We start from the raw sequence: 17,580 nt of genomic DNA, 5'->3' as shown, positions 1-17,580 counted from the left end.
TCACAGGACGGACGGCCCATGCGCTTCCGCAATTCCAGAGTACGGACCAAGGTGGCGGCTCTGCTGCTGTCGCTCGCGGCGCTGTGGGCGTTCGCGGCGTGGGTGACCTTGCGGGAAGGCGTCAACCTCCTGTGGGTGAGCACCCTGGACAGCGGCGTCGTCCAGCCGAGCGAGCCGTTGCTCGTGGAGTTGCAGAAGGAGCGCCGCCTCACGCTGGTGCGCCTCGGCGATATCGCACAGGTGCCGCGCGCGCAGTTGCAGGCGCAGCGCGCCCGCAGCGACGCGGCGATCGAGAACTTCGAGCGGATGTCGGCGACCGACTCCGTCCGCATGGCGGCGTCGCCCGTCCTCCAGACGCGCCTCAACGACACCAGGAGGCGGCTGGACGCGATCGCAGCCGCGCGCAAGCAGATCGACGCCGGTCAGATCGATCGCGACCGTGCGGCGCGGGCGTTCACCGACGTGACCGACGCCATCTACCGCCTGTACGTCTCCCTCGCCGGGCTGGACGACGAGGAGGTGGCCAAGGACGCCCGCACCCTGGTCGAACTGACCCGCGCCCGTGAGGTGTTCGCGCAGGAGGACGCTCTCCTGGCGGGCGCCCTCGCGGCGGGACGGGTGACCGATGTGGATCGGGCCCGCTTCGCCCAGCTCGTGGGCGCCCAGCGATACCTCACGGACCAGGCGGCGGGCGAGCTGCCCCCGGCGGACCACAGCGCCTTCGAGCGGATGACCGCCGGGCCGGCCTTCGTCCGGCTGCGCGCGATGGAAGACCAGGTCATGCGGGCCGGGCGCCTGGATGTCATGCCCCCGGTGGCGCAGGACCAGTGGCGGAGCGTTGCGGAGACCGTCCTCACCCAGCGGCAGGACGCCGTGGAGAAGGCCGGCGACGGGCTGCTCGACCGGGCGGGGACGGTGGCCGTCGGAGTCATCGCCCGTCTGGCGCTGGCCGGCGGTCTCGGCCTCGTGGCGGTCGTCGCGTCGATCATCCTGTCGGTCACCACGGCCCGGGCGCTGGTGCGCCAGCTGGAGAAGCTGCGCGAGGCCGCGCTCGAACTGGCCAACGAGCGGCTGCCCGGAGTGGTCGCCCGCCTTTCGCAGGGCGAGAAGGTCGACATCGAGGCCGAGGCGCCGCCGCTCGACTTCGGACCCGACGTCCTCGGCCAGGTGGGCGCGGCGTTCAACTCCGTGCAGGAGACCGCCATCCGCACCGCCGTCGAGGAGGCCCAGCTCCGGCAGAGCATCCGCGACATCCTGCTCAGCCTCGCCCGGCGTACGCAGTCGCTGGTGCACCGCCAGCTCACGTTGCTCGACGTGATGGAGCGGCGTGAGTCGGACCCGGCGGAGCTGAAGGACCTGTTCCGCATCGACCACCTCGCCACCCGAATGCGGCGCAACGCCGAGAACCTCATCGTCCTGTCCGGGGCGTCCCCCGCCCGCGCCTGGCGACGCTCGGTGCCGATGGTCGACGTCGTACGCGGCGCGCTGGCGGAGGTCGAGGACTACACCCGCGTCACCGTGATGCCGATGGGGGAGACCGCGCTCATCGGACGCGCGGTGGGCGACGTCATCCACCTGCTCGCCGAGCTGATCGAGAACGCGGTGTCGTTCTCCCCGCCGTACACGATGGTCCAGGTGGGCGGCCAGGTGGTGGCCAGCGGCTACGCGATCGAGATCGAGGACCGCGGCCTCGGGATGAACGCCGAGGACCTGGAGGCGACCAACCAGCGGATCGCCGACCCGCCCGAGTTCAACCTGTCGAGCACCGCCCGGCTCGGCCTGTACGTCGTCAGCCGCCTGGCCGAACGGCACGGGATCCGGGTGTCGCTCAAGGCGTCGCCGTACGGCGGCACGACCGCGGTCGTGCTGCTGCCACGCGACCTCGTCATCGAGGGCGGGGAGGACCTGCCCGAAGAGGAAACCGGTTCCGGCCTCCCGCGGCGGGAGCCCGGTCCCCGGAAGATCGCGCTGGTCGGTGCGCCCGAGGCGGCCCCCGAACCAGTCCAGGAGGTGGTTCCCGTGCCGAGGGCTCCCGAGCCGCCCGGGCCCGTGCAGAGCGCCCCACTGCCCGGCGGCGCCGATCCGGACAGGCCCGCGCCCTCGGCCGGGTTCACCCCGTCGGGCCTGCCCTTCCGGGTGCCGCAAGCCAACCTCGCCCCCGCGCTCGCCGACGAGTCGAGGAACGCGGACGAGGCGGAGGAGCAGGAGGACCGCTCGCCGGAGGACATCCGCAAGATCATGGGCTCGTTCCAGTCGGGGACGAGGCGCGGCAGATCCGAGGCCGCGAAGCTGCTGGGGAACGAGGAGGACAACCTGTGACGCAGAAGACCGGGGCCTCCGCGGACCTCGCGTGGCTGCTCGACGACCTCGTCGCGCGGATCCGTGAGGTCGAGCACGGCATCGTGCTGTCCACCGACGGCCTCCTGCTGGCCGGCTCGCAGGGCCTTCGCGTGGAGGACGCCGAGCACCTGTCCGCCGTCGCCTCCGGCCTGCAGAGCCTGGCGCGCGGAGTCGGCGAGCGCTTCCAGGGCGGGTCCGTGCGGCAGACCATCGTGGAGATGAAGTCGGCCTACCTGCTCGTGACCATGGCGGGCCAGGGCGCCTGCCTGGCGGTGCTCTGCTCGGGAGACGCCGACGTCGGCCTCGTGGCGTACGAGATGGCCATGCTCGTCGTGCGCGTCGGGCAGTACCTCACCTCGCCCGCCAGGACCACGATCGACCGGGCCACCGGGAGCGAGGTCCGCCTGTGAACTCCGAGTGGAGCCCGGACGAGGAGCGCCTGCTCGACGCGCCGACCATCCGGCCGTACGTGATCGCACGCGGCCGCACGGAGGCGCAGGACCGCTTCGACCTCATCTCGCTCGCGGTGACGGTCCGGCCCACCACGGGGGCCGAGATCGGGCTGGACCCCGAGCACCAGGCGATCGTGCGGCTGTGCCGCAGGCCGCTGTCGGTCGCGGAGATCGCGGCCCATCTGGACCTGCCGGCCGGGATCGTCCGGGTCCTCCTCGGCGACCTGTTCGACCGGGGCTTCGTGGCCGTGCAGCAGCCCCAACCGGAGATGGACGTGCTCGACGAGCGGATGTACAAGGCGGTGCTCGATGGCCTTCGGGCGCTCTGATTCCGCGAAGGTCCCGCCGAAGATGCCCACGGCGATCAAACTGCTGATCGCCGGAGGCTTCGGGGTGGGCAAGACCACGATGGTCGGTGCGGTGTCGGAGATCCGGCCGCTGCGCACGGAGGAGACGCTGACCGACCGCAGCGTCGGCGTGGACGACCTGTCCGGGGTCGAGGCGAAGGCGACCACCACGGTCGCCATGGACTTCGGCCGGATCAGCATCGGGCAGGACTTCGTCCTCTATCTCTTCGGCACCCCGGGCCAGGAGCGGTTCTGGTTCGTCTGGGACGAGCTCGCCCGGGGAGCGCTCGGCGCGGTCGTGCTGGCCGACACCCGCAGGCTCGCCGACTGTTTCCCCTCCGTCGACTACTTCGAGCGGCGCGGCACGCCCTTCGTCGTCGCGGTCAACTGCTTCGAGGGCGCCCCGGTCTTCGACCTGGACGAGGTCAAGCTCGCGCTCAACCTCAGCCAGGACGTGCCGATCATGCTGTGCGACGCGCGCAAGCGGGAGTCGGGCAAGGAAGTCCTCATCGAGCTCGTCAAGCACGCGTACGGCAGGCGCCCGACCACCGCCGCCCGCTGACGCTTTCGCCGGCTCCTCGCCCGGAAGGTGTCCGGGTTTCTTCGCGTGCGCGACTTTTGCACCCTTGCGCACGATTTACGTTTCGTGGCAGGGTGGCGTTTCCGTACCTCGGTTCCCGCGTGACCCGCGCCCGAGTGGGCGCCCGTTCGGTTTCGGCCGCCCGTTAATGCCGCCTGGTTGCTCCCTACTTGTCCCCTTTGGGCGTCATGGATCGGCCGTACTTTCCTTCGCCGTCGACCATGCGTAACAGGTGCACAACAGCCGTTGATATGAACCTAACCCCCCTGTAACCTCGGCCCCATCGCAGAAACTATCGGGCGACTGCCGAAAGTTTCGGTCGGAATCCAGAAGGGAAACCACCGTGAAGTTGAGTCGGCGAGGTGCGGCGCTCCTGGCGGCGTCGGCACTGGTCCTCGGGGGATGTGGTAGTACCGGGAACGACGCCGGCGAGAGCAAGAGCTCAGCCGGCGGCAAGGTGACCGTCGAGTTCTGGAACATCTGGACCACCGAACCCCTGAAGAGCTACGGCGCTCAGGCGATCAAGGATTTCCAGGCCGCGCACCCGAACATCACGATCAAGAGCGTTCCCTACGAGAACGAGGCGTTCAAGGCGAAGCTGACGACGCTCACCCAGTCCGGCAAGGCGCCGGACATCTTCCAGACGTGGGGCGGTGGCGTGCTCGCCCAGCAGGTGGAGGCGGGCCTGGTCAAGGACCTCACCACCGACGCCGGATCCTGGCTCGGCACGTTCACGGACGCCGCGCTGTCGGCGTACAAGGTCGAGGACAAGCAGTACGCCATTCCCGACGACATCGGCATGGTGGGCTTCTGGTACAACAAGGCGCTGTTCAAGAAGGCCGGGATCGCCGAGCCTCCGGGGACCTGGTCGCAGCTCCTCGACGACGTCAAGAAGCTGAAGGCCGCCGGGGTCACCCCGATCGCGCTCGGCGGCAAGGACAAGTGGCCGGGCCACTACTACTGGGCCTACCTCGCCATGCGGATCGGCGGCCTCGACGCCCTCAAGCAGGCCGGTGAGAGCAAGGACTTCACGGGTCCCGCCTTCGTGCAGGCGGGGCAGAAGCTCAAGGAACTGGCCGATCTCCAGCCGTTCCAGAAGGGCTACCTCGGCGCGACGTACGGCGACCCGGGCGGCCAGGCCGCGACGATGGGCGACGGCAAGGCCGCCATGGAGCTGATGGGCCAGTGGGCGCCCGCGGTCCAGAAGGACGCCGGCAAGGGCCTCGGCGACGACCTCGGCTTCTTCCCCTTCCCGGCGGTCGACGGCGGCAAGGGCGCGATCACCGACGCCTTCGGCGGCGGCGGTGGCTTCGCGATCGGGGCCGACGCCCCGGCGGAGGCCATCGAGTTCCTGAAGTTCCTCACCGACAGCACCGAGCACCGCAAGGCCGTCGCGACCGGTGGCCTGCTCCCGGTGCTGAAGGGCGAGGAGGACGCGGTCACCGACCCGAACCTGAGCGTGGTCGCCAAGAACCTCGCCGGGGCCACCGGGTTCCAGCTCTACCTCGACCAGGCGTACCCGCCGGCCGTCGGTCAGGAGGTCAACGACTCCGTGGCTCAGCTGATCGGCGGAACCAAGACGCCCGAGCAGGTGGCGCAGGCCATCACGGAAACCGCGAAGTCGGAGTAACTGTCGCGTGAAGACGACGAGACCCCGGAGCCGCAGGCTCCGGGGGTTCACCACGATCCTTCTGTTCCTGCTTCCCGCGCTCGTGCTCTTCCTGGCGCTCGTCGTGGCGCCGATCCTGCTCGCCTTCTACGCGAGCGTGTTCAAGTGGAACGGCATGCGCGGGCTGCCGACGAACTTCATCGGCATGGCGAACTTCACCCGCGTGCTGGCCGACGAGGTCTTCCTGGGCGACCTGTGGCGCGGGCTGCTGCTGATCATCTTGTCGGTGGCGATCCAGCTTCCCCTCTCGCTGGGCATCGCCATGCTGCTCAACCAGAAGATCCGCGGCCGGGCGTTCTTCCGCCTGCTGTTCTTCGCCCCGTACGTGCTGTCCGAGGCGATCACCGCGGTCCTGTTCATGATGATCCTGTCGCCCACGGACGGCCTGGCCAACTACATCCTCGGCTGGTTCGGGATCGACCCCCTCGACTGGTTCGCCGACCCGTCGACGGTCATGATGTCGGTGTTCATCGTCATGACCTGGAAGTACTTCGGCTTCCACATGATCTTGTACATCGCCGGGCGTCAGGGCATCCCGAAGGAGCTCACCGAGGCCGCCCAGATCGACGGCGCGACGGGGTGGAAGGTCTTCCGCTACGTCACGCTGCCGCTGCTCGGGCCCACGATCCGCATCAGCGTGTTCCTGTCGGTCATCGGTGCGATCCAGCTGTTCGACCTGGTCTGGATCATCACCGGCGGAGGCCCCTCGCACTCCTCCGAGACCATGGCCGTCACGATGTTCCAGTTCGGCTTCAAACGCTTCCAGGTCGGCTACGCGAGTGCGATCAGCGTCGTGATGTTCTTCATCAGCCTCGTGTTCGCGCTCTTCTACCAGCGATACGTCATGCGCCGTGACCTCGAAGGAGCCTCCACCGTGCTGCGAGACCAGCGATGAGCGCCAACCGTCACAAGCAGTCCCCGACGTCGGGCGGTCCGCTGCGCAGCATCTCCCTGCACGCGATCGTCGTGATCACGGCGTTGTTCGTCGGTGTCCCGCTGCTGTACGCCGTGATCGGCGGGTTCAAGACCACCCGGCAGCTCTCGAGCAACCCGATCGGCCTGCCCAGCCCCTGGATGCCGGAGAACTACACGGGCATCCTCGCCTCGGCGTCGTTCTGGCGCATGCTCTGGAACAGCACCTACATCGCGGTGCTGACCACGCTCGTGGTCGTCGCGGTGTCCGCGCTGGCGGCCTTCGTGTTCGCGCGCTTCGCCTTCCGGGGGCGTGAGGCGCTGTTCACGATGTTCGCCGCCGGGCTCATGTTCCCGTTCGCGGTGGCGATCCTGCCGCTGTTCGTGCTGCTGCGGATGTTCGGGCTGCTCGACAACCCGCTCGGCGTGATCCTCCCGCAGGCGGCCTTCGGCATGCCGATGACGATCATCATCCTGCGCGGATTCTTCCGGGCCATCCCGGGAGAGATCGAGGAGGCGGCGATCCTCGACGGATGCTCGCCGTTCGGCTTCTTCTGGCGGATCCTGCTGCCGATGGCCCGGCCCGCGATCGCCACGGTCTCCGTGCTCGCGGTCGTGAACAGCTGGAACCAGTTCATGCTGCCGCTCGTGGTGTTCAGCGACGACAGCCTCTTCACCATCCCGCTGGGCGTCCAGCAGTTCCAGGGGCAGTACTCGACGGACATCGCACGGGTCATGGCCTACATCGTGGTCGCGATGCTGCCCGCCCTCGGCTTCTACGCCGTGGCCGAGCGTCAGCTCGTCAGCGGTCTGACCGCGGGGGCCGTCAAGGGCTGACCCGCGTGTACAGCCGTACGGCGTAGCCGAGCACGCGGACGGTCCGCGCCCGGCGGTAGCTCTCACGCAGCAGCAGCCGCTTGGCGGAGTCGCGCGGGGACGACAGATCGGCGGGCGCGGGATGGGGCCGGCTCACCACCCATACCCGCGGCGCCGCCCCGAGCGATGCGGCGATCTCGCCCGCGGGCAGCTCACGCCCGGCGAGCGTGCCCGACGCCGCGCCGCCGGCCCGCAGCGCCGCGTCGCGCACGCCCAGGAACGAGGCGGGGTAGGCCTCGGCGACCAGGCGGCGGATCGAGGGCAGGAACAGCACGACGTCTCCGGGCCGCCGTCCCGACGCGATGATCCGCGCCACGGCGGCCGGGTCGTCCGGGCGGCTGTCGATCCGCCTGACGGCGGCCTGGGCCGGCAGGGACGCCCCCAGCAGCAAAGCGGGCAGCGCCAGCGCAGCCGCCGCCCGCACCCGCCCCGTCCGCGGCAGGAGCCGTACGGCCCGGGCGAGCCCCGCGCCCAGCGCCATCGTGAGCCCCGCCATCGAGAACAGGACATAGCGGTCCTGGTAGAGCGGGTGGATCTGCGACACGGCGAGCAGCAGAGCGGGTGGCAGGAACGCGAGCGGCGCGGCGAACGCGGCGATCCCGGGAGGCCGGCCGCGGGCGCCGGGTGCTCGTCCTGCGGCGGTTCCCGCCGTTCCTCCCGCCGGGCCCGCCATGTCTCCCGCCGCACCCGTCATCAGACCGAGCACGACGAACACGACGGTCGCCGCGAGGAGCACGCCGGTCCCGGCGAACCGCGTCACGAGGGCCTTCACCTCCGGCAGGCCCGGCCGCTCCAGCCACGCCACCTGGCCGCGCTGGCCGAACGCCGTCCACGCCACCGGCAGGACCGCGAGCAGGGCGCCCACGGCCGCGCCGGCCCAGCGCGCCGCCACAGCCCTGCCCCCGCCTCGCACCGTGGTGATGAGCACCGTGACCGCGTGCGCCGCCAGGGCCAGGACGGCGAACAGGTTGAGCAGGCACGCCACGGCGACCGCGGCGCCGTATCGCACCCAGGTCCTGCGCGTCGACGGGCCGCGCACCGGATCACACAGTGCCGTGGCGAGCAGGCGGGTCGCCTCCACCACCGCCGCCGCGACCAGCGCGTACGGCCTGGCCTCCTGGGCGTGGAAGACGACGACCGGGGCGGCGGCGTAGGCGAGGCCCGCGTACAGGCCGGCCGGGGCCGAGACCAGCCGCCGACCGGCGGACGCGACACCGGCCGCCGCGACAGCCGTGGCGAGGACGGACGGAATCCGGATGACCACCTCCGCCGGGAGGGCGTCCCCCGCGAGCCGGATGAACGGGTGAAGCGCCAGGTAGTAGAGGCCGTGAACGGCGTCGACGTTCCCCAGCGTGCGCCACAGGTCGGGCAGCGCCCGCCCCGCCACGGCATAGGTCGTGGCCTCGTCCTGCCACATCGAGCCGCGCCGGACGCCCCACAGACCGCCGAGCAGCCCGGCCAGGGCCGGGACGACCGACACGGCCCGGTCGCTGATCCTCACATGTCCTCCGTCTGCTCCGCCCGGCCACGTCCCCGTCGGATGCCCCGGCGGGCAACGGGAGGATGAACGCGCCCTAAGGTGATCGGAACAAGGGGAGAACTCGCAGGGGGGAGCACCGATGGCGGAACCGATCGTCCGCCCGGCCGCCGACGCGGACATGCCCGGCGTCCGCGCCGTCGCCGGCCGCTTCGGTCTCCTGGGCATGTGGCCGCGGCGGCCGGACTTCGTGGACGCGGAACGCGCGTTCGGCGAGGTGCTCGTCGGCGAGGTGGACGGCGCGATCGTGGGGTTCGGCGGCACGCTGCGCCGGGGGCCGGTCACGCACCTCGGGGACCTGTTCGTCCTGCCGGATCACCAGTCGTCGAGGGTGGGCCGCACGATCCTGTCCCGCCTGCTGCCGGCCGGCACGCCCACGGTCACCTTCGCATCGGGCGACAAGAGAGCGCTCGCGCTGTACGTCAGGAGCGGGATGCGCCCGCGCTGCCCGCTGTTCTACCTGCAGCGAAGGCCGCTCGGCGACCAGGCCGTGCGGCGGGAGAGCACGCGGACGGCGCCGGAGAAGGCGGACGTCCACGCGGCGGCGGCCATGGACGCCGGCGTCTCGGGCGGCGACCGGACGTCCACGCTCACCTGGTATGCCGGGCTGCCCGGCGTGACCCTGCACACCAGCGGCTCGGGCTACGCGTTCGTCAGGACGGCAGGAGACAAGGTCGTCATCGGGCCGGCCGGGGGTGCGACCCCGCAGGACTGCGCGGACATCGTGCTGCAGGCGGCGAACGCCCACTCCGACGCCGGGCCGGCCCACGTGGCGGTGCCCGGCGCGCATCCGCTGCTCGCCCTGCTGCTGGACGCCGGCTGGCGGATCGGCGACATGGACACGCTGATGACCAGCGAGGACGTCGTGCGGCTCGACTGCTACGTCCCGCACCCCGACCTCGGCTGAAGGCCGGCGGCCCCCGTCCCCGGCCAGGGGGACACCGGGGACGGAGGCAGCACGGCTTCGCGGCGTCCGGCGGCTGCCGGCCGGCGCTGTCTCACGCCTACCGGTCGGCGTTCTCCGGGGCCTGCGGGTCGGCGTTGTCTCGGGCCTGCGGCCCTGGCGTTGACCGGGGCCTGCGGCCCGGCGCCGTCACACCTTGCGGAGGTAGCGGGCGGAGGCCCATCCGGGAATGCCGCCGGCGCTGTCCACGGCCACCCAGCCGTGGGTGGCGTCGCAGGCTCCGGCGATGTTCCCGTCGGCGGGCCGCAGCTTGCCGACGCGCGCATGGTGGATGCCGGCGCCCTCGCGGACGTTGAGGAAGCTGCCCGTGTGCACGTGCCGGAGGCGGTAGGTGCACGAGAGCGAGGGCCGTCCGCTCAGGTCGAGCCTGTGGAGGTAGCGGGCGGCGGCGAAACCCGTCGCCCCTCCGGCGGTCTTCACCGCGACCCAGCCGCCGGCGGTGGTGCAGGCGCCGGAGAAGCCTCCGTCGGCGGGCCGCAGCTTGGCGACGGGAGCGTGGCGGACGCCCGCGCCTTTCCGCACGTTGAGGAAGCCCCCCTTGCGCACGCCCCGCAGCCGGTAGGCGCACACGAGGCCGGGCCCCTGCATGGCCTCGTGCACGACCTGCCCGTATGGTCCCGACGCGGAGGGTTCACCGGGGCCGGGCGGCCGGACCGCCGCGGCTTGCGCGGCGGGATGCCCCCGGACTCCCGACGCGGGCTCGGCCGCGATCCCCGGCGCGAGGCGCCCCCCGGCGTCGTAACCGGGCTGGCCCGCGAGGGCCGGCGTGGGATGGCCTGCGACGAGCCACCCCGTGGCGGCCCACGCCGCCAGCGCGGGAACGATGCTCTTCGCCACTGTCACGATCTCTCCCTTCGGTCGGCATCGCCCACGCCCGGCCGGGGGGACCCGGGCCAGTGGTGCTCACCCGAAGTTCTGATCTGATTACCGAGCGTTTACACCTCGGTGGAATTCCCGCCTGGATTTTTTACTCGACGCACCAGGACAAAGGGTGATTCACTCACCCGCCGTGCGCGCCGTGGAAAGGCGTCGTCACCCCCTCGTACGCCAGGTGCAGCATCATCCCCAGGTCGGCGTGGCTGAGATTATGGCAGTGGTTCATCCACAGCCCGGGATTGGCGGCGCGGAAGGCCACCTTCCACACCTCTCCGGGCCGTACGTCGAAGGTGTCGAGCCACAGGGGGCTGCCGGTGACGGGGCGGCCGTCTCGCGATAGCACGAGCACCCGGTGGCCGTGGAGGTGCCAGGGGTGGGTGTCCCGGCCGCGGTTGACCACGGTGAGCCGGACCAGGTCGCCCTCCCTGACCACTTCCGTGGGGATGTCGGGGAAGGCGTGGCCGTTCACCGTGTGCGCGTACGTCGGCCGGCCGTTCACCAGGGCGAACCCCCTGTCGAGGACGAGCGTGAAGTCCCGGTCGAAGCGGTCGCGGGACGTGAACGGCGTGGGGGCGGGGGCGCCGTAGCGGGTGAGGTCGAGTTCCGGCCAGTCAGCCGTCGGGCTGCCGGCGGCGGGAACAGCGGCGGGAACAGCGCCGGGATCCGGGGTCGCCGTCGCGCTCGCGCCGGCGGACCCGTCGCCCGTGCTCGCCGGGGTGAGCCGCACGGAGTCGGTGCGGTCGTCGATCCGCAGGACGGCGGGGCCTGACGGCATGGTGAACGCGAGGTCGTACCGCCCGCCCGCCGCGAGCCGCAGGCCGGCACGGCCGAGCGTGCCCGGCCCGCTCAGGTCCGTCCCGTCCACCGCCACCAGCCGGTAGGGCGTGCCCGCCAGCGTGAACCGATGCGGCGTGTTGTCGGTGTTGATCAGGCGCAGCCGCACGGGCGTGCCGGGCGCGGCCTGCCGGACCAGGGGCTGGTCGCGATCGCCCGTCACCGTCACGCCGCCGAGGGTGTGCACGGGCAGCGTGAGGTCCAGTCCTGTGGCCGCGGTTCCCTTCGGCGCGACGACGAGCGTGCCGTAGAGCCCCATCCGGACGCCGAGGTCGGACACCTCGTGGGTGTGATACCAGTACGTGCCCACCTGGGCGGCGACGAAGCGGTAGACGAACTCCCCGCCGGGCGGCACGGCCTCCTGGGTGAGGCCGGGCACGCCGTCCTCGCCCGAGGGCACGTCGTAGCCGTGCCAGTGCAGCGTCACCCCGGACGTGATGTCCGCGTTGCGTAGCCGCACCTCGACGAGGTCGCCCTGCACGGCGGTGAGCGGCGGCCCGGGGACCTGGCCGTCGAAGGTCCACGCCGACACCTTCCGCCCCGAGGACAGCGTGACGGTCGCCATACGGGCCGTCAGCTCGAACCGGCGTACGGCGCCGCCCGGCGGAGGTGCGGCCGGGCCGCGCAGGTCGGTCACCGGACGTGCCGGTGCTCCCATGGCGGAGGCGGATCCTCCCTCGGCGGAGTGGACGTGGGAGGAGGAGCCGGTGGCGGCCATCGCGGCGGCTCCTCCGGGGGCGGAGCCCTCCGCCGTGGTCTCCTCGGTGAAGGGCACGAATACGAGGGCGGCTCCGAGCACGGCGGCCACGGCGGTCGCCGCCGTCGCCGTCCGCAGCCCGGGGACGTGCGTGCTCATCGCTCTCCATGTCCCCAGGACGGCCCCCGCGGCGACGGCCAGGAGGAGGAGAGCGGTGCCCGGATCCGCCGGGTATCCGATCAGGAAGGTCTGCACGATCCCGGCCGCCGCGGCGTACCCGGCGCCGAGCAGCGGGACCACGACCGCCGGCGCTCTGACGGCGTCCCGTGAAGCCGCGTCCGCCCGCCGGGCGGCGCGGAGCAGGCGCGGTCCGGCGATTGCGGTGGCCACGCCGCCCGCCGCGACGAGAAGCGGCAGGGCGACGGTGATCTTCTCCTGCACGAACCACCAGCCGGCCCCGGCCAGGGCGAGGACGGTCCAGACCCGGGCCAGGGACGCGACCAGGGCGACCGCGAACAGGGCCGCGGCCGTCCTCGGACGGCGGGCCGCGGCGGTCACGCCCGCGCTCACCCACGCCGCCGCGGCCAGGACCGAGACGAGCAGGTCGAGCGCCATGAGCCGGTCGGTCGTCATGACGCGCGAACCGGACGGCCCTCCGCGGCGGCCTCCGACGGGGCGGGCGTGGCCGACACGAGCCGCCGCGCGTTGCGGAACACCATGCCGCAGACGCCCATGACCGCCATGCCGTTGATGGCGTGCAGGCCGAGGATCGCCAGGGAGAGCGGCGTCGTGTTGCCGGTGCTGTCGTCGAACAGGCCGCCGAGCGCGACGATCAGCGCCTGCACGACGACCAGGCCGACGGGCAGGATGGTCAGCCCGATCTGGCGGCCCGGCGCCCTGGCGGCCGCCGCGGCGGCGGTGGCCACCAGCGACAGCACCGGGATGACCATCATGCCGTTCATGCTGTGCAGGGCGAATGAGGAGTCGTCCTGCGGCTTGTCGAACGCGCCGACGGCCGCGAGGTACATCTGCACGACGGCGGCGGCGAGCAGCAGCCCCGCCAAGGCGGCGTAGACCTTGCGCACGCTCTTGCTCCCTTCGGGTCAGCGGATAGCGGGTCATGGGGATCCTGTCCCACATGGCCGACGGCGTCGTCCCTCGTCGAGATACACGTCGGCTACCGCGGGGGGAGTACGCGGGTCCGGGTTCCGCCCGTCCCCCGGCGGTGTCTCGATGGTGTCGCGGGCGGCCGCCGGCGTCGTCGCACGCGGGAAGGCTCCCGGTCCTACGGCCGCGGGATCAGCGCCCTGCGCCGCTACGACGAGGGGAGTACGGTCACTGCGGCGACGGCACGCGCGCGGCTGATCGTGGGATGGCGCTCATGAGGGAAACGGCGCCTCCAGGCCCCGGGCCAGGGCGTGCGCCATCTCGGCGCGGGCGCGGCGGGAGACGGCGGCGTCCGGAGCGACGTGATCGAACACGTGGAACGTCCCGGTGGTCTGGTGGAGCTCTACCGAGACGTTCGCCTGGAGTAGGCGGACGGCGTAGTCGACGGCCTCGTCGCGGAGGGGGTCGTACTCGGCGGTGAGGACGTAGGCGGGCGGGAGGCCGGTCAGGTCGTCGGCGCGGGACGGGGCGGCGTACGGCGAGACCCGCCCGGCCGGGAGATAGAGCGGCCACATCTGGGCGGCGGCGCGCGAGTCGAAGGCGGGCGTGCCGGTGAACCGGGTCGCCGACCAGGTCAGCAGACGGTCGTCCAGCGCGGGGCACAGCAGGAGCTGGAACGCGATGGCGGGGCCGCCGCGGTCGCGGGCAAGCAGCGCGAGCCCGGCCGCCAGCCCGCCTCCGGCGCTGCCGCCCCCCACGGCCACGCGCGCGGGGTCGACGCCCAGCGACGCGGCGTTCGCCGACGTCCATTCCAGCACGGTGTAGCCGTCGTCGAGGCCGGCGGGGAAGGGGTGCTCGGGCGCGAGCCGGTAGTCGACGGAGATGACGACGCAGCGGGCCCTGCGGGCGAGGTCGAGCGCGCGTCGGTGCTCGCTGTCGAGACTGCCCATCACAAAGCCGCCACCGTGGAAGTCCAGCAGGACGGGCGCCGGCTCGGCCGCCGTCGTCGGCCGGTAGATCCGGACCGGAACGCCGTCCGCGTGGTGGTCGGTGATTCGGACGTCGCCGGCGGGCGGAAGGGCGGCGACCGTCGCGCTCGCCACGGCGTACGCGGCCGTCCGCGCCGCGACGGGATCGGTGAAATCGGTGCGTGGCAGGCCGGCTGCGACGACGGCCAGTTCGGGATCGAGGCGATAGTCCATATGAGGTCCTGTCCGAGAGATCAGCGGGTGGTCGTGCGGGTGAGGGCGCCGGTGAGGACGGCCAGGGCCAGGACGACCGTGCCGGTGACCGCGGTGGCGTGCGCGTAGTGGGGGAAGCCGACGCCGGCGGTTCCTGGAGCGCCGCCCAGCACGGCGGCGAACAGGCCGCCTATCAACGTCACCCCGCAGGCGTTGGCGACCTGAGTGGCGGTGAGCAGGATCCCGCCGGCCGCGCCGGCGTCGCTGGGAGCGACCTGGGCGAGCACGGCGCCGATCAGCGGTGCGGCCACCAGTCCTTGCCCGACGCCCGACATGGCCAGCGCGGGCACCAGCCACGCCGCCTGCCCGGATCGCGGCGCCATGAGGGCGACGGCGACCACGCCCGCGAGGCTCAGCGTCATCAGCGCGGCACCCGTGGCGATCCTGCCGGACCGCCTGCCCGCCACACTGGCAGCGGCGAACCCGATGCCGAGTGGAGCGAATACCAGAGCGCCGGCCAGCGGGCTCAGCCCCAGGCCCGCTTGCAGGTGGTAGGCGAGCAGCAGGAAGAAGCCGGCGTTACCCGCGTAGAAGGCCAGCACGGTCAGCAGGCCCGGCACGACTCGTCCGAGCAGCCGGAGCGGCACCAGAGCGTGGGCCCGGCCCCGCTCGGCGAACCAGAAGGCGGCCAGCGCAGCCGCGCCCGCGACCGCCGGCGCCCATCCCCACGCGGGCCAGCCGAGCGCGGCCGGAAGCAGCAGCCCGGCCAGCGCGGCGGCGAGCAGGACGGCCCCGGCCAGGTCGAGCCGGGTGCGCGGCCCACGGCTCTCGGCGACCGTGCGGCGCGCGACCGCGACCGCCAGCACGCCGACAGGGACGTTGACCAGGAAGGCGGCCCGCCAGCCGAGACCGAGGAGGTTCCAGGCCAGCAGCCCGCCGCCGACGATCTGGCCCGAGATCGCCGCGAGGCCGACGGTAGCGCCGTACATCCCCAGCGCGGTCTTCCGCGCGGGGCCCGCGAAGGACGCCTGGATGATCGACAGCACCTGGGGCAGCATCACGGCCGCGGCGAGGCCCTGGAGCACCCGGGTCCCGATCAGCACAGGGGCCGCGGGGGCCAGCGCGCAGGCCGCGGAGGCGGCGACGAAGGCCGCCACGCCGGCGGTGAACAGGCGGCGACGGCCGTACAGGTCGCCCAGCCGCCCGCCGGTCACCAGCCCCACCGCGTACGCGAGCGTGTAACCGGCGACCACGAGCTGCGCCTCGCCGAAGGAGGCGTTCAGATCGTCCTGGATCGACGGCACCGCCACCGTGACGATGCTGCCGTCCAGCAGCCCCATGAACGTCGCCAGCAGCACTGAGGCGAGAGCGATCCACTGCCGGGTGCCGACCGCCGCCTCCGTGCGGATCCCCGGCCTTGTCACCAATGCGACCATGGCGGCTATTTCGCCAGTTCGGCGTGGCCGGTGTCCAAGTCCGGCCTCTTCCTCTGTGAGAAGTCCCGATTATCACAGGGGTAACCTGAGGCCCATGGAGTTGCGCCACATGCGGTACTTCGTCGCCGTCGCGGAGGAGCTGCACTACGGGCGGGCCGCGCGGCGCCTGCACGTGGCCCAGCCCGGCCTGAGCCAGCAGATCAAGGCGTTCGAACGCGAGCTGGGCGTGGAGTTGTTCGCCCGCAACCGCCGGGGCGTGGCGCTCACCGAGGCCGGTGCCGCCCTGCTCCCCGCGGCCAGGGACGTCCTCGCCCGCGCCGACGCCGCTGTCGCGCTCGCCCGCGCGTACGGCGGCGGGCAGGCGGGACGGCTGGTCGTCAGCGTCACCCGGTCGGCGCCGCGCGGTGTGGTGACCCCGCTTCTGGACGGCTTCCGCTCCACCTGCCCCGCGGTGGAGCTGACGGTGACCAGCGGCTTCACCGCGCGGGACGAGGAACGCCTGCGTGAGGGCTCCATCGACCTGGCCTTCGTCCGGCTCCTGGACGACCCCAGGGACGACCTGGCGACCCGTCCGGTCGGCGTCGAGCCCATCGTGGCCGCCGTTCCCAGGACTAACCCGCTGGCTCGCAGGCGGCGTCTCCGAAGGGCCGACGTGGCCGGTCAGCCGATGGTGTGGTGGCCGCGGGAGCACGGCCCCGCGATGTGGGACCGGATGCTCGACGAGATCTTCGGCGCGGGTGTGCGCCCTCCCGTGGCCCACTGGGAGCCCGAGGAGGAACACATGCTGCATGCCGTCGCCCGGGATCGCGGCATCACCTTCATCACCGAGGGCAAGGCCGCCACGCTGCGCGTTCCCGGGGTGGTGGTCAGGCGCTTCGCCGACCCCGTCCCCCTCGTCCCGGTCGACGTCGCCTGGCGCCGCGACAACCCCAATCCCGCGCTGCGCCGGTTTCTCGCCTACCTCGGCCCGGCCTCGAGCGCCGGTGACCGCCTCACTGAGGCCAGTTCGCGATGATGGCCGGGGTGATGGCGTCGGCGTAGCAGTTCAGGGTCGTACGGCGCGACCGGTCGTACACGCACACCTTGACGTCCACCCGCTTGATCCGGCCGTCCGACGACAGCCGGATCGGCTTCTTGGAGGCGCAGGTCGTCTTGGGCAGGGCCCACCCGGTGCCGCCGCTCGCGTAGTGGAAGCGGGCCCGGACGTAGGCGCAGTGCCCGCTGTGGGCGTCGCGGTCGTACAGCGTGCCCGAGACGACGAAGGTCTCCGCGGTGAAGGGGGTGATCCACACGTCGGCCTTGGCATACCCGTGGTGCCCGCTCCGGGACTGCACGGGTCCCCAGTGGATCAGCGGCGCGGCCGCCCGCGTCGTGGTGGAGGCGTGGGCGGAAGCGGCCGGCAGACCCCCGGCGATCACGAACGCCAGCAGGCCGCCGATGACGAGGTTCTTTCTCATGCCGCCGACCGTAGGCCGGGCGACTTGGAGAGACCTTGCATCCCGCTGGTCGTCAAGGTGTCCCCTTGCGATACGCCTCGTAGAGCGCGTTCAGGTTGTCGGTGTACAGCTCGGTGAAGCCGCAGGAGGCGCAGATCCACGCGCGCACCGTGCCGAGGGCCTCGCCCTGGACGTAGAAGAAGGGGACCTTCTCCGGCAGTGGCTCCTCAACGCGCACCCGAAGGGGCTGCGGCCCGTTCGGGCCCCGATCGCGCACCTCGACTCCGGCCATGACGGCGCCTGACGAGCACTTCGGGCAGATGTCGTCTCTCACGC

At 72.3% G+C, this 17,580-nt stretch carries 17 protein-coding genes; 9 read left to right on the top strand and 8 right to left on the bottom strand.

Translation table 11 applies throughout. From position 1 onward, the window contains the following. The first annotated feature begins 18 nt into the window (after nt 1–18). The 7 genes from ABZ860_RS30120 (at nt 19) to ABZ860_RS30090 (ending at nt 7,137) form a co-directional block, all read left to right on the top strand. Nucleotides 19–2,319, top strand: a complete 2,301-nt coding sequence (locus ABZ860_RS30120; RefSeq protein ID WP_357226392.1) for a nitrate- and nitrite sensing domain-containing protein — start codon at nt 19–21, stop codon at nt 2,317–2,319. After that, a complete protein-coding gene (locus ABZ860_RS30115; RefSeq protein ID WP_357226390.1) occupies nt 2,316–2,750 on the top strand; it encodes a roadblock/LC7 domain-containing protein in 435 nt (144 codons plus the stop codon). The genes ABZ860_RS30120 and ABZ860_RS30115 overlap by 4 nt, the downstream gene beginning before the upstream one ends. Next, nucleotides 2,747–3,121: a DUF742 domain-containing protein gene (locus ABZ860_RS30110; RefSeq protein WP_357226387.1), complete on the top strand. Its 375-nt coding sequence runs from the start codon at nt 2,747–2,749 to the stop codon at nt 3,119–3,121. The genes ABZ860_RS30115 and ABZ860_RS30110 overlap by 4 nt, the downstream gene beginning before the upstream one ends. Beyond that, nucleotides 3,102–3,701: an ATP/GTP-binding protein gene (locus ABZ860_RS30105; protein WP_357226386.1), complete on the top strand. Its 600-nt coding sequence runs from the start codon at nt 3,102–3,104 to the stop codon at nt 3,699–3,701. Before ABZ860_RS30110 ends, ABZ860_RS30105 begins: the two co-directional genes overlap by 20 nt. Before the next feature lie 361 nt (nt 3,702–4,062). Continuing rightward, nucleotides 4,063–5,349, top strand: a complete 1,287-nt coding sequence (locus ABZ860_RS30100; RefSeq protein ID WP_357226383.1) for an extracellular solute-binding protein — start codon at nt 4,063–4,065, stop codon at nt 5,347–5,349. A gap of 7 nt (nt 5,350–5,356) precedes the next feature. Then, nucleotides 5,357–6,283 carry a sugar ABC transporter permease gene (locus ABZ860_RS30095; RefSeq protein WP_079319502.1) on the top strand — a complete coding sequence of 309 codons (927 nt, stop codon included), beginning with the start codon at nt 5,357–5,359 and terminating at the stop codon, nt 6,281–6,283. After that, nucleotides 6,280–7,137 (top strand): carbohydrate ABC transporter permease, encoded by an 858-nt coding sequence (locus ABZ860_RS30090; RefSeq protein ID WP_357226380.1) that lies wholly within the window; start codon nt 6,280–6,282, stop codon nt 7,135–7,137. The genes ABZ860_RS30095 and ABZ860_RS30090 overlap by 4 nt, the downstream gene beginning before the upstream one ends. Here ABZ860_RS30090 and ABZ860_RS30085 read toward each other — a convergent pair. Further along, nucleotides 7,127–8,677: a glycosyltransferase family 39 protein gene (locus tag ABZ860_RS30085; RefSeq protein ID WP_357226378.1), complete on the bottom strand. Its 1,551-nt coding sequence runs from the start codon at nt 8,675–8,677 to the stop codon at nt 7,127–7,129. The two genes, ABZ860_RS30090 and ABZ860_RS30085, sit on opposite strands and share 11 nt — an antisense overlap. A 118-nt stretch (nt 8,678–8,795) precedes the next feature. On the opposite strand from ABZ860_RS30085, the gene ABZ860_RS30080 reads away from it, so the two are divergent. Next, nucleotides 8,796–9,620, top strand: coding sequence for a GNAT family N-acetyltransferase (locus tag ABZ860_RS30080; protein ID WP_357226376.1), 825 nt, complete (start codon nt 8,796–8,798; stop codon nt 9,618–9,620). Between the two features lie 186 nt (nt 9,621–9,806). Here ABZ860_RS30080 and ABZ860_RS30075 read toward each other — a convergent pair whose 3' ends face one another. From ABZ860_RS30075 to ABZ860_RS30055, 5 genes are all read right to left on the bottom strand, one after another. Beyond that, the gene (locus ABZ860_RS30075) at nt 9,807–10,520 is read right to left on the bottom strand and encodes a hypothetical protein (RefSeq protein ID WP_357226373.1); all 714 of its coding nucleotides are present in this window, start codon (nt 10,518–10,520) and stop codon (nt 9,807–9,809) included. 157 nt (nt 10,521–10,677) lie between these two features. Beyond that, on the bottom strand, nt 10,678–12,717 hold the full coding sequence (locus ABZ860_RS30070; protein WP_357226370.1) for a multicopper oxidase family protein: 2,040 nt from the start codon (nt 12,715–12,717) through the stop codon (nt 10,678–10,680). Next, nucleotides 12,714–13,169 carry a DUF6220 domain-containing protein gene (locus tag ABZ860_RS30065; RefSeq protein WP_357226367.1) on the bottom strand — a complete coding sequence of 152 codons (456 nt, stop codon included), beginning with the start codon at nt 13,167–13,169 and terminating at the stop codon, nt 12,714–12,716. Before ABZ860_RS30065 ends, ABZ860_RS30070 begins: the two co-directional genes overlap by 4 nt. 294 nt (nt 13,170–13,463) lie before the next feature. Then, the gene (locus ABZ860_RS30060; RefSeq protein WP_357226365.1) at nt 13,464–14,393 is read right to left on the bottom strand and encodes an alpha/beta hydrolase; all 930 of its coding nucleotides are present in this window, start codon (nt 14,391–14,393) and stop codon (nt 13,464–13,466) included. A 20-nt stretch (nt 14,394–14,413) separates the two neighbouring features. Continuing rightward, entirely contained in the window at nt 14,414–15,796 is a 1,383-nt protein-coding gene (locus ABZ860_RS30055; RefSeq protein ID WP_357226362.1) for an MFS transporter, read from the bottom strand. A 106-nt stretch (nt 15,797–15,902) separates the two neighbouring features. Between ABZ860_RS30055 and ABZ860_RS30050 the strand changes: the two genes are divergently transcribed. Next, on the top strand, nt 15,903–16,823 hold the full coding sequence (locus tag ABZ860_RS30050) for a LysR family transcriptional regulator (protein ID WP_357226360.1): 921 nt from the start codon (nt 15,903–15,905) through the stop codon (nt 16,821–16,823). On the opposite strand, the gene ABZ860_RS30045 is transcribed toward ABZ860_RS30050, so the two are convergent. After that, entirely contained in the window at nt 16,801–17,265 is a 465-nt protein-coding gene (locus ABZ860_RS30045; protein ID WP_357226357.1) for a hypothetical protein, read from the bottom strand. The two genes, ABZ860_RS30050 and ABZ860_RS30045, sit on opposite strands and share 23 nt — an antisense overlap. A gap of 52 nt (nt 17,266–17,317) precedes the next feature. Then, nucleotides 17,318–17,578 carry a hypothetical protein gene (locus tag ABZ860_RS30040; RefSeq protein ID WP_357226355.1) on the bottom strand — a complete coding sequence of 87 codons (261 nt, stop codon included), beginning with the start codon at nt 17,576–17,578 and terminating at the stop codon, nt 17,318–17,320. Between the last annotated feature and the right edge of the window lie 2 nt (nt 17,579–17,580).

It is taken from the genome of Microbispora sp. NPDC046973 (genome assembly GCF_040644495.1).
Classification (GTDB): domain Bacteria; phylum Actinomycetota; class Actinomycetes; order Streptosporangiales; family Streptosporangiaceae; genus Microbispora.
The sequence above is the reverse complement of the archived record's forward strand: the minus strand, read 5'-3'. Positions and strand labels throughout refer to the sequence as shown.